Source organism: Agrobacterium tumefaciens (assembly GCF_009649785.1).
GTDB classification, from domain to species: domain Bacteria; phylum Pseudomonadota; class Alphaproteobacteria; order Rhizobiales; family Rhizobiaceae; genus Agrobacterium; species Agrobacterium tumefaciens.
Map to the genome: position 1 here is coordinate 1 of NZ_WJOK01000048.1, position 15,150 is coordinate 15,150.

Here is a 15,150-nt window from a genome sequence, read left to right on the forward strand (position 1 = left end):
GTATAGATTAATATAAATAGTGAATATATCGATATTGATTTACTGTGAATCCGTCGAGTCTGCTGATGATAAGGGGTACATATCGCTGATCTCGGCATTCAGTGCCTCGGCGGCCGCGCTGTTGCACTGCAAAATTCGTCTGTAGGATACGTCCCTCCGTTTGCTGGCTCGATTTAATCCCAGACGCCGCAATTTATAGATTCAGAGAATGATTCCGCGGTACAAGAGCCAAACGTTTGTGTCCAAGCGCGAAGGCCTTTTGGTCGGTCGATGGAGTATTTCATTAACTTTAGTGCAAGAAGCAGTACTTTGCTGAGCAAGATATGCATGTAAAGATTTGAAATGTTGATCAAACCTCAGGCAAGGACGAGAAGAATTTTGTTGGACTTCCTAATTTCTACCCCTGCCGTGTTCGCCGCATCAATCGCTGCTTTCGCCGCAATTCTAACCGCGACCGCCACGTTGTTTATTAATCGCCGCTTGCAGCTTATCGACCTTGATCTGAAACGTTCGACTGCGGCAATTGCGAAACAGACTGCCGACATAGCGGCCAAACAGGCCGATCTCAAGGAAAGCGAGCTCAGAGCAGCAGCAGCTTTTAGAGCGTCCGATACTTTGCTGAAGCGGCACGAAGCACTTCGAAATGATGTATGTTCGCTTCTCACTCTGCTCGACCTAAATCGCTTATCGCCGGGGCCTATTCAAGGAGAGGTCCGAAAGGAAATCGTAACGAAATGCAACTCGATTTCCCTTTTCGTTTCTCCCCGCGGGAAATTTGATGAGACGCTGAACGTCCAGCTTGACCACGTCACGGCCTTTCTGGATGAAGGCGAGGGCTACTGGCGGCATCGACCAGGTTTTTTGCCGCTTTTCGGTTAAATTGCTGGAACCTTATCGATGCAGAATTTGACAGGATTCGCGATACCATTCAAAAAGGTGAACTTGTTGCCAGACGTCAACCCGAAGCGCGTACGTTTGTATGACAGCAGGAGGCCCGACGATTGCGGGAGGGCGGAGTCTTTCTAGTTGATCTCGCACCCCACAAAGGGACCAGCCAGCGTTATCCACCGTCGGCCGTGCAGCGACGCGCTATTGCGGATGCTGGTGAACATCGTAGAAGCGGTAGTGGCTGACATGATGTCCGCCGAATGCCTTATGAATAAGCCAAAACCTCGCGCCCAACAGCAGCAATTCTGAGGCAGAGCCAATTCTCCGCGCAAATGTTTTGCCTAGTTGAGAATTTCCATCGGCATTGCGAAAGAAATTGGCTTAACCGTAAGCCATAATATAGCTTCGGATATTCTCGACCATCTTGCCAGGGCTTCTAGCTGCATTGGGATGCGACGCTTAATTACGGAGCCTGAATGACAGAGGAAGAAACGGTAAACTTTAAAGTCGACGGCCAACAGGTCATAGGTACTCTTCGAATGCCTGAGAAAGTCGAAGGTCCCTTCTATCTGCTTCTGCATGGCTTTGGCGGGACCCGTAACGAGTTGAGGATTGCTTCCACGGGAGAAGGAATCTTTGCCTATGTTGCAAGGACGCTGGCGGCTCTCGGGTTTCCCAGCCTTCGGATCGACTTCCGTGGGTCGGGCGACAGTGACGGGCGTTTTTCCGACACAACATATTCGAAGCAAGTCGCGGATGCCGTCGCCGCAATGGATTTTCTCGACAGTCGAACCGCATCCGTCCACACGGGAATCATTGTCCTTGGATGGAGCCAAGGAGGGCTCGTTGCCGCGATAGCCGCAGCTCAGACGAAACGTCCTGCCGGCGTCGCGTTGTGGGCGGCGGTCGCAGAGCCAAAGGTATCGTTCCCCAAGCTCATCGGGATGGAGGTCTACAACCGAGGTCTGAACAGTGCGACTGCGACGGACCTGACAATGCCATGGGGCGCCACTCTAAGCGTCGGTCCAGACTTTTTTGCTGAGGTCGAAAATGTCGCCCCGCTTTCTGAGGTTGGGGCCTTTCCGGGGCCGCTTTTCATTGCGGAGGGCACTCTGGATATGGACATTCCTGCGGGAAGTGCCCAACAATACGCCAACGCGCACAACGGTCTCAATCGGGTGTGGACGGCACCTATGAATCATATCTTCAATACCGACAAAGACACGGCAACGCTGGAACAGCTGATAGATGCAATGGTAGTATTTTTTCAAGAGACTGGGTCTTTATCCCAAACCAGGCCTTGTCCTTAGCCGAATAATTTGAGGTTTTGAGGGCTCGTCGCAAACGCTTCGGTTGATTGAGCCTGCCACAAGAGGGCTTCGTTTTGCTGAGTTAACTTTTTAGTGTCCGAAGAGCCACGGAAGCAAATTGCTCTGGTTGCGTGATGAAACAGTTCAAGGTGCGGCCCCCAGCGTCATATGACATTAACAAATGTGAATCCAACCTTTAATGTCAATTATTTCGGGGGGTCGCGGGTTCGTATCCTCTCACATCAGGATTTTTGTCAATTGTTCATTCGAGTGGCATCGAATTTCTCCTTCGTAGGCGGATCCACGGTCTGAGCCCTTAGCAATTACCGGCCCGGTTCTCGGGCTGACCTGCCACTGAACTTTCATCCAGTGGCGATTAGAGCCCCGGCGGTTTTGAATACGCCAAGTGGCGCGGTGTGAGCAACCGGCGGAAACGCGAAGCTTTCATTTTGCGCAGCGTTGGAGCCGGTTGCGGCGATGGACCCGGCATAGTCGGCCGGGGTCTGATATCCGAGCGATGAGTGCGGCCGGAAATTGTTGTAATCTTCGGCCCATTCAGCGATGGCGCTTCGGGCATGATCGAGGCCGAAGAACAGGCTTTTGTTGAGCAATTCGTCACGCATTCGCCCGTTGAAGCTCTCGACATAGCCGTTTTGCATGGGCTTTCCCGGCGCGATGTAATGCCACTCGACCTTGTGATCCTTCGACCAGGCAAGGATGGCATTCGAGGTGAGTTCGGTGCCGTTATCGGAGACAATCATTCCGGGCTTGCCGCGTCGTTCGATCAGCATCGTCAGCTCCCGTGCGACACGGCGGCCGGAGATTGAGGTGTCTGGAATTGCTGCCAGGCATTCACGCGTCACATCATCGACGATGTTGAGCACCCGAAACCTCCGTCCGCAGGCGAACTGGTCGTGGACGAAATCCAGCGACCAGCGGGCGTTTGCCTTCGCTTCGACCAGGATCGGAGCACGCGTGCCGACAGCACGGCGTCGGGCCTTCCGCTTGCGTACTGAAAGCCCTTCCTCGCGATACAGCCGATAGATGCGATTGACGCCGGACGGCTCTCCCTCCCGCCGAAGCAGGACGAACAGTCGACGGTAGCCGAAACGCCGTCGCTCATTAGCCAACTCGCGCAGCCTTGCTCGCAACTCGGTCTCCACCGGTCGGTTCGACCGGTAACGGATCGTCTTGCGATCGGCAGATATGATCTGGCAGGCCCGCCGTTCCGAAAGCCCCATGACGGTCTTCAGGTGCGTGACGGCTTCACGCTTGGCGGCGGGCCCTACCATTTTTTTTGGAGAAGCTCGCGGAGTGCGGCCGCATCAAGCATCTGTTCGGCGAGCAGCTTCTTCAGCCTGGCGTTCTCGTCCTCAAGCGCCTTCAGCCGCTTCGCCTCAGAGACCTCCATGCCGCCGTATTTGGCTTTCCAGTTGTAAAACGTTGCTTCTGAAATTCCATGCCTGCGGCAAAGGTCGGCCACCTTCGCGCCAGCCTCCTGCGCCTTCAACACCGCAATAATCTGCTCTTCCGTAAATCGCTGCTTCTTCATGCGTCCGTCCTTTAATGGGCCGGACTCTAATCCATTCTGGAGGAAATTCGCAGTGGCAGGTCACGCGACAAACCGGTATGCCGACTGATCTCGCGGATCGACTGCTTCTCGCGAAGCTTCATCCGACGGATGATGTTTAAAAGTCCCATGTGGATCACTCCGTTGCCCCCGTCGCTCACCGCGTTGGGGGAAGGTTCACATGGCTCAATTCTCAATGGAAATTATGCGTCTAACCGGCTCAGTTCCGCGTGAAAACCAACATTCTAGATATTAAGCCCTAAAATCATGCATTCGCCGCAACTGTATTGGGGGACCTTGTTCAGGGCTCGCGTACTTTAACGAACGCTCTCGACATACAACTCTAAATAAGCGATTGATTTTGGAGTTGTCACGGAAATTCACATGCAGCAGCGGCCCTATTTACAGAAATCCATTGTCGAGCTCAGAGCCATATTCGAACAATTCAGGGACGATGAAACGGAACTGAAGAGCTTGGCCTTCGAGCTTTCGAAACGAACTGTCCAGAAGGCTGCGACTCTCGGTCAAGAGGTTGATACTGCTCTCAGACAACTGGCAAGTTCAAAGAGTGGCGGAAACCTCCCAGTAGGTGCTTCGGACCCGGCTTTGGTGAAGCGAAATTCCAGTCCACCAATACGACAACCATCGCAAATTTCGGTACCCGAATCAGTTTTGAAACTGCCAGATTTGGAAGTGTTCAAACCCAGCGGGCGAAAAGACGACCCTTCCTCGATACTGGCTGCCTGGACTGCCCTGGAGGCACTATCGCCTCAAAGTTACAAACGGCCGGAAGAACTAGCGTCTGGGGAACGAAGCCGAATAGTGCCCCTGGTCGAGGCGGGGCTTCCGTGGGAACGCGGCCTCAAGGCAAAGCCCAAACATCGGTTGTATTTCCAGGTTGTTCTCGGCTGCATCACCCTGGACCGTGCGACAGACCTTTTGGTGGAAGCTTTTGATGAGGATGAAGAGCGTTCAAGACCAGATGGACGTAAGGCGGTCATCGCGGCTGTCCTCGTCGACAAAGAAGGTTATCTTCTGGATGAGAACGCCATCGCGGTATCGAGCTTTGCCTGGGCTCTGCGGCAGGCATTGGCGCTTAATCTCGACCAGCTTGGCAACTGGCCAGTTGCTCAGGCATCGGTGTTGGAGAAACTGGAAAAGCTAGTCCGGCGAAAAGACAAGGACGGCAATCCATTGCCTTTGGATGTCGCCACGATAACTGCAGCCCACGAGTGGCTGGTGGGGGAGTTCGATGTTCCTCGTGATCTTGTTGACGCACCATCCTTCGCGCTCAAGGTTTTCCATCATTTCAACTCGAGGACGCCACCTGAGCCTTCACTTCTCAATTCCTTCTTTCTCGATGATATCGGCCTTGCATCGCAGCTCGTGTCATCCGGCAAGCAAGGGGAGGGGCTCAGCCGATTTCTTGGGATTTCGAAGGTTAAGGAAGCAGTTGATGTGTTGGCGCCGCCGGCGACGATCGAGCCATACGTCGCACCTGCCAAGATGCCTCAAGCCCGCTGGCCTTCCAGCGGTCACCATCCACTCGTCCTGCTGCAACAAGCTGCGGTGAATGTTGCCAGAGCGGAATTGGGCGATAAAGCCGGCCTGATTGGTGTGAATGGGCCGCCGGGAACCGGCAAGACAACGCTGCTGCGTGATATTGTCGTTGGATGTGTACTCGATCGTGCAACAGCCATGGTGCAGTTTGAAAAGCCGGCTGACGCATTTTCGACGACAGGCCAGAAAATGGGCGTGGGCGGCAATGCGTTTTTCCATTTCTACCGGGTAGATCCAACGTTGCGAGGGCATGAGATTGTCATTGCCTCAAGCAACAATAAAGCCGTCCAGAACGTCAGCGAAGAATTGCCGCTTCATAAGAACAATGGGCGAGCCGATGAGATTTCTTATCTGCGCTCGATCAGCGACCTTGTCGCAAACCCACGACGCTTCGGTGTTGAGGATGACGAGGATTCAAATGTCACACAGAAGCAAACCTGGGGACTGATCGCGGCCGTCCTGGGTAACGGAGGAAAACGCTCTGCCTTTCAGCAGACTTTTTGGTGGCATGAGGATGGTGGCTTCCGCATCTATCTGAAAGCGGCCAAGGGTGATGACTTCCTGCGTGAAATCAAGGATGACGACGGAAAAGTAATCCGTCGCGAAATCCCGTCAGTCGTGACGAATGAGACGCCGCCTGTCAGTGAAGCAGCAGCCCTCACGAATTGGCGAAAGGCGCGCAATCGGTTTCGGACCCTGCGCAAGGAGATCGATCAAGATCTTGCAGGTATCGAGCAGGTTCGGAAATCCTGCAGACTATTGCCTGTTGCGCAAAACGCTGTTGCTGCGATGTCGGCCAAACGAGACCAATTGGTTTCGTTTGCTAAGCAGGCTGGCGATCAGAAGCGGGACGCAGAGACGGCGCTTGCTGCGGCACAGGCGGAGTTTGATCGGGCGCAGCGAGATTCGCACGCTCATATTCTTGCGCGTCCGGGATTTTTTGCCCGTTTGTTCGGGACGTCTTCCTGGCGAAGCTGGCAGACCCGCAAGATTGACATTGACAACCTTTGCGATAGAGCGCGAGCGAGATGGACGGACGCATCCAAAGTGCTTGAAGCCGCCAAGGCGGAATTTTGCCGGCGGCAAGAGCAACTCGATCGGATTGACGAGGAACTCAGCGCGCTCCGATCGGGTATCACTGGTCACCTCGAAACTATTGAATCTGCGAGAAAGGTGCTTGGCGACCGCATCATTGACAACAGGTTCTTCGCTCAATCCCACGAGCTGATCAATCTAGCTGCTCCGTGGCTTCCGGATAGCCTTCACCGCAGGCGTGAGGACTTGTTCGCGGCAGCATTGAACGTTCAGAAAGCATTCGTCGACGCTTCTGCGCAGAAGGTTCTTCACAACCTTAACATCTTGATGAATGCCTTCACCGCCGGGGCTTTGGGGAACCCGGCACACAAAGCGCTTCTGGGTGATCTCTGGTCAACCCTCTTCATGGTTATCCCTGCTGTGTCGACCACTTTCGCATCCGTCAATACGATGTTTGGCGATCTCGGTTCGGAAGCTATTGGTTGGCTTCTGGTCGACGAAGCTGGGCAGGCCGTGCCGCAAGCCGCAGTGGGCGCAATCATGAGGGCGAAACGTTGTATTGTGGTCGGGGACCCACTCCAGATTCCACCAGTGGTCTCACTACCCGAGAAGCTGAACCTCGAGATTTGCAAATTCTTCAACGTTGATCCAGATCGGTGGTCTGCCCCAACTGCATCAGTTCAGACCTTGGCGGATCACGGTTCATCATTTCAGTCAACGTTCAACGCAGATGCCGGTCTGCGAAAGGTTGGATTTCCCCTTCTTGTACATCGGCGATGCCAGGATCCGATGTTTTCAGTGTCAAACGCAATCGCCTATGACGGACAAATGGTGCATGCCGTTGCAAAGCCCGATCCCGGAGAGATTGGTGCGGCGTTCGGGCCTTCATGCTGGTTCGATATCGACGCCGACGCGGAAACCAAGTGGTCTTCCGGAGAAGGCGAGATAGTGGTCCGTATGATGCGCAAGATTGCGATGCTTGGCATCGTCTCTCCAGACGTATTTGTAATATCGCCGTTCAAGATCATCGAAACGGAAATGCGCCGACGGCTGGAGCGGGAGAAGGATTTGTTCTACGCGATCGGCGAAGACGCTGCCACATGGGTCAGAGATCGCGTCGGCACGATTCACACATTCCAGGGCCGTGAGGCGGAGACTGTTATCCTGTTGCTCGGTGCTCCCAAACCAGGCCAGCACAGGGCGCGCATGTGGGCAGGCAACCCGCCCAATATTCTCAACGTCGCGATTTCCCGGGCGAAGCAGAACCTTTACGTGGTCGGCTCTCACGCGGCGTGGTCTGGCGCCGGTCAAAGCTTCCAGACGTTAATACGATCGATGCCAGTCCGGAAATTGTAACGAGTGTTGGTCAACTGAGGCTAGTGATTTTTGTTGAGGCTTATCGCTTCAGGGGGAATTGGAATATGGCGCGACGGGGTGGGTTGGAAAAGTTTGTTATGGCGATGGCCCGGGAAGCAGCACGGCAGCAACGTGTGAGTGCCGCGAACCGCAAACGACAGGTCAGAGAGGCCGAAAAACAAGAGCGGCAAAGGCTTCGGGATGAAAGCCTATATCAGCGACAGCAGGTTGTTTCTCAACGGGAGGCTCAGAAAGCAGCGGCTTTGCGCAAGGTCGAAGACCGACAACAGGAAGCCGATTATCAGACTTCCGAGATCGCTGATCGCGTGCAAGAACTGGAAGATGTTCTAAACGACACCCTGGCGATAGACGATACATTGGACTTTGACAGTCTCCGGGTAAGCCAATCAGCACCTGTACTAAAACTGAATAAAGCCCTGGAGACGGCAGCACAACAGCCGCAGTTAGAGGGTTATCTCGCGGTGGCGCGGCAGCCGTCTAAACTTACATTGCTCGTGCCCGGCGCCAAGAAGCGTTATCAGAGAGCAGTTGATGAGGCAAAAGATCGATATGCGGCTGATCTGGCGGTTTGGCATGAAAAGGAAGCAGAGCGCTTGGATCAGGTTCGTTCTTTAATGAACCAGCATGATAGCGAGCTAAATGCGTTCAATCTGAAAGTGTCTCAACGAAATGCCGAGGTCGACGCATTCAAGGATCTCTATTTCGCTCTCGATCCCGATGCAGTGATTGCCTACAATACAATGGTTCTCGAGCGTTCAAATTACCCGGATTGTTTCCCCAGGGCTTTTTCAATCGGCTACTCAGCTTCATCAAAACAGTTGGTGATCGAGTATGAGCTGCCGACATCAGAAATCGTACCCCAGTGCACTGAGTACCGGTTCGTGAAGGCGCGGGATGTGATCGAAGGAAAGCCGCGGAAACCGGCCGACATTAAGTCAATATACCAGGATGTAATTGCAAGCATCGCGCTTAGAACGTTGCACGAAGTGTTCGAGGCGGATCAGGGGCAGGCGGTCGAAACATGCTGCTTCAACGGCTTCATCCATACAGTCGACCCCGCGACTGGCCGCGATGTGCAGCCACATCTCATTTCCGTAAGGACAACCAAGGAAGTCTTCTCCGCGATTAATCTGGCTCGTGTCGACAAGGCGACATGCCTCAGAAATCTTGGTGCGGCGGTGTCAAGGCATGCCACCGAGGCCCAACCGGTAAAACCCATTGTCGAGTTTGACATGACGGATGCCCGTTTTATCGACCAGACAGACCTTGTTTCCGGCTTGAGCTCTGCACCGAACCTGATGGATCTAACCCCGGGGGAGTTCGAACTTCTGGTCGCAAACCTGTTCGGCCAGATGGGGCTCGAATCCAAGCTCACACGCTCGTCCAAAGATGGTGGCGTGGACTGTATCGCCTATGACAAGAGACCAATATTGGGCGGCAAGGTTGTGATCCAGGCTAAGCGTTATCGGCACACTGTCGGCGTGTCGGCAGTAAGAGACCTCTATGGAACGATGATGAACGAAGGGGCGAACAAAGGCATTTTGGTCACGACGAGCGGATATGGACCCGACGCGTTTAATTTCGCGTCTGACAAGCCTATCGAGTTGGTCGATGGCGGTGGACTTCTCTACCTCCTTCAGGAAATCGGTACGCAGGCTCGTATTATTTTTCCGACAGCATAGATGCACGTCTTGGCATCCATTGAGGATGGCCATGCTTCACAATGAGCACCACCGAAACCGGATGGGCGAAAAGGGCGGTAAATACGGGTACTGTCCTTTCCACACCTCTAGTTTGATATCTGGGCTGCGGTTTGGCGTCCTTTCAAGAGTAAGCTCCTGTCGTTTGCGCTTTACGCCGATGGCAACTTTGCACCGTCATGTCGGTCGTTTCCGAACCTGCCATGAGAAGCTATAGAGGTTAACCAGGTGGGCCGGCGTGCGGCTTACAAAACCACAGAGGTTTCGATATTTGGCTCCTTACGGACGAAACAACTTCGAGCTGAATCCAGCCATTGCAATCAGAGACATATATCGTTTGTTTCTAGTGTTTAGCGGTGACGTGCAGTTTTTTGAACTCACATCGTCACCGGACGATCCACTTAGGTTGATGCGCGACGATCACTTCGCAGACGAGATTACACATTTATTGATTGGCACTGCAGTCGCCAATCGCATCCATGCAGAGCACATGAGCCACTTACGTGTTGATCCAAGAGAGCTAAAGCACCAGCCGATTACCGTGCAGTGTGGCTCGCTCCAACCGGACATCCTAAACAGCAGTCGGGAGATCCCACTCACCTTTGAGCAAGCCTGCAACAAGATTATCCACGCTGTCCATATTGTCCCGGATTGCGGCAATCCAGCTGAAAATCCGTTGAGTAGCGACGTTAAGCTTCGAGGGTTTCTGGGAAAATCAGCTTGGTCTGCGTACCTAAATATTCCGCAGTACGTTCGCGCATCGATTCTGAATTTTCGCGACTGCACGTAATCCCTCGAATGACTGGCAGTGGCAAAATTGCTCTTTTATTACCGTCCTTCGACGCTTATTCGCAGTTTCCTCGAAGAGGCCATAGGACCTATTGGCGAGGGAAAAGGCCGAAGCGATCTTCATCAACCATTCCGGAAAAGTGAATAACACGATCGCCGAGCTCGACATCTGACGGGGGATCCATGTTTTCAACGATGATGGCTTGTCGATCGCTTTGAAGGCTAAGAAGATATCTGTAGAAGTTCCCGTTCAGATTTGTCTCACTTAGGTCGTCGTCTGCACCGTCCGGCTCCCGGTAGGAAAGCAAAGGGGAATCAAGCACGACGATCCCAGGATGGGCCAAATCGTTGTCGGCGCAATATTGCAGAAGCGATATCGTGAAAGCTGACTGCGTGATTGCCCTGTGTGTTTCGGCGTGGAATATTGACCCCTCTGGCGGGGTGATCGGCGTCCAATTTTGGGTCTGACGCAATTTCGATGACATCAGGGTGCTCCGACGATACGTGCCTCAAGCAAATCGAGTTTCCCGCGCCCGTACATCTGGCGCTTGATGAGTTTCAGCTTGGTGATCTGGCCCTCTGTCTGGCCGTTCGACCAAATTGAAGTGATTGCATTTTGAACCGCTGCTCTGTCGCGGATAACGCCGTTCGCGAATGGCGAGATTAAGCTTGCTGCTGCGCGGTTGATCCATGTGTCCAGATCATCTTTAGACTTGCGCCGCAGCATTTCGTGGAAGCTCTCCACAACATCTCTTGCCTCGACAAGGTCTGGTAGCTGCTCCCAGATCGCAGCGACCGTCATCGTTTGCGCCTTGGTCAAATTGTTGCGCTCAAGGGTCATTAGGCGGACGATGGTGCGTGCTGCCGGCGCGTGGCCGAGCCCGTTCTCGGCCTTTTCGGCCCTTCTTCGTCGTGTTCCCATTCCGTGACGACGCGGAGACCGCCGCCAAAACCAGCCAGCCGAAGCTGCCGCCAAAGTTCAGCGCCGTTTCGTAATCCGGCATCCCATTGCGCTTCGAGCCACGGGAGGTGTGGTTCGAGCGAAGTTTGCCGGACTCGGAAGATGTCGGTCCTTTGATCACGGATGACACTGCGAACGAGCTTACGACTATGCCCTGTTCTGCGCACGATTTCCTTGATGGACACGCCATCGCCGACGAGCCCACGAATGACAGAGTTTGTCTCTTCACGCCGTAGATAGCCCTCATATTGCAAACGCTCGGCGGCAGTCAGAAGCTTAGGGTTTACGGTTGCTGTTCCAACTGCCATGCGCACCTGCCGCATCGACTTGCGAACGGCGTCAAGAAAGGCGTGGCTAGCGTTTTCCATGAGATGCCAGCGGTCGGCGACCTGTTCGGCCCGTGGCAGGGCTTGCGCAGCGGCCTGTGCATATCCGCCGCCGCGGTCTCTTGCGACGATTTCGATTTGCGGCTGCTCGACCAGCCAGGCCTTTGCGGTCGAGGATTCTCGGTCGGGCAACAACGCGATCGTCTTTCGCCGTTCCAGATCGCAGATAATCGTGCCATATCGGTGATTGCGACGCCACGCCCAGTCATCAATGCCGATAACGCTTGGCGGCGGTGGTGGTGGGCGATCATATCGGCGAACGGTTCGAAGCAGCGTGTCATTGCTAACCGGTAACCCGAGACGATCTGCGAACCGTGCTGCTGGCCGACCACCCAATGCCAAAGCGAGATGGTAAACTAAGGTCTCTAGGCGTGCCGTGCGGCGGGCCATCGGTCGGATCACGCCATCACCGAAACGTTCGGCGAAAATCTTTCGGCGACAATGGACGACATTGCAGACGAAGCGTCGGACCGTCAGATGCAATTCGATCGTTCGGCCCGCACACGGCAGATCGGCGATCATCCGAGGATAGCGGCTATGAACGCGATGGGAGGTCGTACCGCATTCGGGACACCTGCAACCTGGTGACTGACCGTATGCGGCGATGACGATCGCATCCGGTGTGTAGTGCACTGACTTGACGGTCAGCTCGGCTGGGATCAGATCGGAAAGCCGAAACTGGGCTCGCATGGCGCTGGTTCTCCGTGAAAAACCAGGCCAATGGAATCTAAAACATCATCAAGATTGAGTCAGACCCAAAATTGGACGCCGATACGGGGTCAACATTCCATGCCGATTGACAACCTATATCAAGCCGAAGAAAGAATGTTGGCTGAAAGGCGCGGTCGGAACACCCATGCCGGGCAAAGGAATGGTATCCGGATTGAAAAAAGCTGGAACGGTTTGCACCTGCCAAGATCATCAGCTTGGACTGAAACGGAAACAAGAGCATGCTTGCTGTAACCGACCGACCAACACTCACCCAAGTCCAGATAATCCAGTCGCTTGCCGAAGCGCTATCTTGGTTCGAGAAGGAAATCAGCTGGGGTGTTAGCCCCGGCGAGCTCAATCACCTGACTGGGCGCATTGGCGAACTTTACGCCGCGATGATTACTCGTGGTCAGATGGCCCTCGATACCAATCAGCGGGGCTATGACGTAGTGTCCGCTTCAAATGAACGAATATCGGTCAAAACCATTACCAGCTCCACTCACGTCGATTTCAATCTGAACACGTTTAATCATGTGGATCGCGTGATGGTCCTCCGGGTCAACATCGATGACGAAAAAGGCGTCTCGGTGGAAGAGCTTTTGGACGCGCAAGTGGAAACGGCTCGTCAACTAATGCGGGAACAGGGTAGCAAACTTGTCTATCTGATCAAACGGGCAACGCGCGAAGAACGTCCCGTTGAGTCTCTTGAAATAGCCGGGAAAGCCCCTTATTCCGACTTCGAGATTGTAAAATATGAAAATGGCGCGATCCGTATTTTTCGCAACGGAGAACCGCAAAAGGTCATAGTCAAAGAGACGCTACGTTCGGTCGCGGCAGATATCGGGGTCGATTTGTTAAACTCCAAGGGTGGATTGAAAAACACTCAGCAGCTTGGTGCCGATGTCATTCGTTGTCTGAACGCGGCATCAGGTTTGTTGTGAGACATTCCGCTACGGCACACCTTTGGTTGCCACCGCCCTCTGAGTTTTCTGATGGTCGCCATAGTGATCTCCGTTTGTGATCACGACGATGCGTAGGATGCCCCGCAAAGGGGGCCAAGGATAATTCCGGCGCGCCAGCAACCAATCCGGACATCCAACTGATATGGTCCTGCAGGTCACCGCAGGGAGAACCGGAATGCTAGCGCTTGGTCGCCATCCACAAGACATGGCGGGCACCGCCGCGTTTTCCATTGGCGCGCACATTCACCTCATCGGTAGCAAAACCCGCTTCTCGCAATCGACGTGTGAAAGCGCTATCCGGTGCAGATGACCAGACCGCAAGCACACCGTTCGCACGCAGGGCATTTCTGGCGGCAAGAAGACCGCTGCGATCGTAGAGGCTATCGTTGGAGGCGCGCGTCAGCCCATCGGGACCGTTGTCGACATCGAGCAGAATGGCATCGTAAGCCGTTTTCTGGGACCGGATCAGCGCACCAACATCACCTATACTGATGGCCACACGGGGATCGTCGAGCTTGCCCTCGTGGAGATCCGACATCGGTCCCCGGGCCCAATCGACCACCGCCGGAACAAGCTCCGCCACAGTAACCCGAGCATCGTCCGGCAGTTCGCTCAGGGCCGCCCGCAATGTGAAACCCATACCGAGGCCACCGATCAGGATGCTGGCGTTGTTCCGTCCCGCGATACGCTCACAGCACAGCGTAGCCAGCGCCTCTTCGGAGCCGCTCAACCTGCTGTTCATCAGCTCTGTCGAGCCGAGCATGATGGAAAATTCGCTCCCGCGTTGTTTCAGGCGCAATTCACCCCCATCTCCGGGAATGGTCGCGCGATCAAGCTGAATCCAGGTAAGCATCGGCATATCTCGTTGTGTTGCGTCTGGCCACCTCGTAGCATGGGCGCAGTGTTGAGGCATCTGAATATCAGGGGATAGAAAAAGAGCGCCCGCGAAAAGAGTCTGGAGGCCCGAATTCCATTGCGCTTGTGTGGCTACCGGTGCCGTGGAAATGGTTGGGAAGAATCCGTTGAGTGCCGGGAGCGTGGCCCAATGAATGGAATCTCTTTTCCGACAAATTGCTCTGGTGGGATTTATATGTCCGGGAACCGTCGCCTACTCAAGGTTCATGATGGCGGAGAGGGTGGGATTCGAACCCACGATACCCTTGCAGGTATGCCGCATTTCGAGTGCGTTACCACGTTGCACTCTCGGCCGAAATTAACTGCGTGTTTCGCGCGAGCGGTTTTACAAGCGGAAAAAGTAGAGGCTGGATTTTCGGAATTGTGTTGAAGCAGCCTGCCATTTGCAAACTACCGATCATTGGCGACGTGCGGCATCAGGATTCTACATTTGCGATAACAGCACTTTTCACGCTCACTTCCGCATCGATTACGAGCGTGAGCTGACGTTCCCATCGAACGATCCAAGCCACAGGATTGTTGCAGGGATGAAAGGATTAGATCATTTGCTACCGACTCAGTCCAAGCCCGCGAGACCGGTTCATTTGCTGTTTCAGCGCATAGTCATGGCTGAGTTCTGCATGGCGTGTCCGATGCACCATGCGGGCGATTGTCTGGATCTGCTCGGCCTGTTTTGCGAGCTCCGGGAGTGCCTCGAGCTCCTCGGTAAACCTGCGGGGATCGGAATTACCAAACCGCCGCGTGAGCGCTTCGGCCACCAGCCTGGCCTCGTCAAGCGCGGTTTGCCCCTCAGGAGACGACCGCAGCTCTTTGATGAACTGGCTTCGCCTCTCGACCTGCATCTTCTCCACCTTGGCAAGGATTTCGGCGCTGCGCGAGGTGAGGCCGGGAACCTCGATCACATCACGCTGCTCACGCTGCCATTGTTCGCTCTGACGTTCTTCGCCAAGCCGGCGCTCCCATGCCTCGGAGACATAGCCGATATG

General features: G+C 54.4%; 9 protein-coding genes and 2 pseudogenes. 6 read left to right on the forward strand and 5 right to left on the reverse strand.

Annotated features, from left to right (window positions below; translation table 11 throughout):
• Window positions 1-381 precede the first annotated feature (381 nt).
• Window positions 382-879: a hypothetical protein gene (locus tag GH784_RS26675; protein WP_210251800.1), complete on the forward strand. Its 498-nt coding sequence runs from the start codon at window positions 382-384 to the stop codon at window positions 877-879.
• A 485-nt stretch (window positions 880-1,364) separates the two neighbouring features.
• A complete protein-coding gene (locus tag GH784_RS26680) occupies window positions 1,365-2,198 on the forward strand; it encodes an alpha/beta hydrolase family protein (RefSeq protein WP_060726450.1) in 834 nt (277 codons plus the stop codon).
• A 362-nt stretch (window positions 2,199-2,560) separates the two neighbouring features.
• Here the strand turns inward: GH784_RS26680 and GH784_RS26685 are convergent.
• A protein-coding gene (locus GH784_RS26685) for an IS3 family transposase (protein ID WP_111828416.1) occupies window positions 2,561-3,750 on the reverse strand; the annotation gives its coding sequence in 2 pieces (ribosomal slippage) (window positions 2,561-3,498 and window positions 3,498-3,750; 1,191 coding nt in all).
• Window positions 3,751-4,152: 402 nt separating this feature from the next.
• On the opposite strand from GH784_RS26685, the gene GH784_RS26690 reads away from it, so the two are divergent.
• From GH784_RS26690 to GH784_RS26700, 3 genes are all read left to right on the forward strand, one after another.
• On the forward strand, window positions 4,153-7,719 hold the full coding sequence (locus GH784_RS26690; protein ID WP_153794014.1) for a DEAD/DEAH box helicase: 3,567 nt from the start codon (window positions 4,153-4,155) through the stop codon (window positions 7,717-7,719).
• Between the two features lie 98 nt (window positions 7,720-7,817).
• Window positions 7,818-9,422: a restriction endonuclease gene (locus GH784_RS26695; RefSeq protein WP_210251801.1), complete on the forward strand. Its 1,605-nt coding sequence runs from the start codon at window positions 7,818-7,820 to the stop codon at window positions 9,420-9,422.
• A 256-nt stretch (window positions 9,423-9,678) separates the two neighbouring features.
• Window positions 9,679-10,230 carry a hypothetical protein gene (locus GH784_RS26700; protein WP_076846052.1) on the forward strand — a complete coding sequence of 184 codons (552 nt, stop codon included), beginning with the start codon at window positions 9,679-9,681 and terminating at the stop codon, window positions 10,228-10,230.
• Window positions 10,231-10,318: 88 nt separating this feature from the next.
• Here the strand turns inward: GH784_RS26700 and GH784_RS26705 are convergent, their stop codons facing one another.
• Entirely contained in the window at window positions 10,319-10,714 is a 396-nt protein-coding gene (locus tag GH784_RS26705; protein ID WP_246670505.1) for a hypothetical protein, read from the reverse strand.
• Window positions 10,714-12,266, reverse strand: a pseudogene (locus GH784_RS26710) (ISL3 family transposase). Before GH784_RS26710 ends, GH784_RS26705 begins: the two are co-directional and overlap by 1 nt.
• Window positions 12,267-12,526: 260 nt before the next feature.
• Here GH784_RS26710 and GH784_RS26715 point away from each other — a divergent pair.
• Window positions 12,527-13,228, forward strand: coding sequence for a DUF6998 domain-containing protein (locus tag GH784_RS26715; RefSeq protein WP_111828946.1), 702 nt, complete (start codon window positions 12,527-12,529; stop codon window positions 13,226-13,228).
• A gap of 199 nt (window positions 13,229-13,427) precedes the next feature.
• Here GH784_RS26715 and GH784_RS26720 read toward each other — a convergent pair whose 3' ends face one another.
• Both GH784_RS26720 and GH784_RS26725 read right to left on the reverse strand, forming a co-directional pair.
• On the reverse strand, window positions 13,428-14,102 hold the full coding sequence (locus tag GH784_RS26720; RefSeq protein WP_003519173.1) for a spermine/spermidine synthase domain-containing protein: 675 nt from the start codon (window positions 14,100-14,102) through the stop codon (window positions 13,428-13,430).
• A 610-nt stretch (window positions 14,103-14,712) separates the two neighbouring features.
• Window positions 14,713-15,150, reverse strand: a pseudogene (locus GH784_RS26725) (Ti-type conjugative transfer relaxase TraA); the annotation flags it as partial.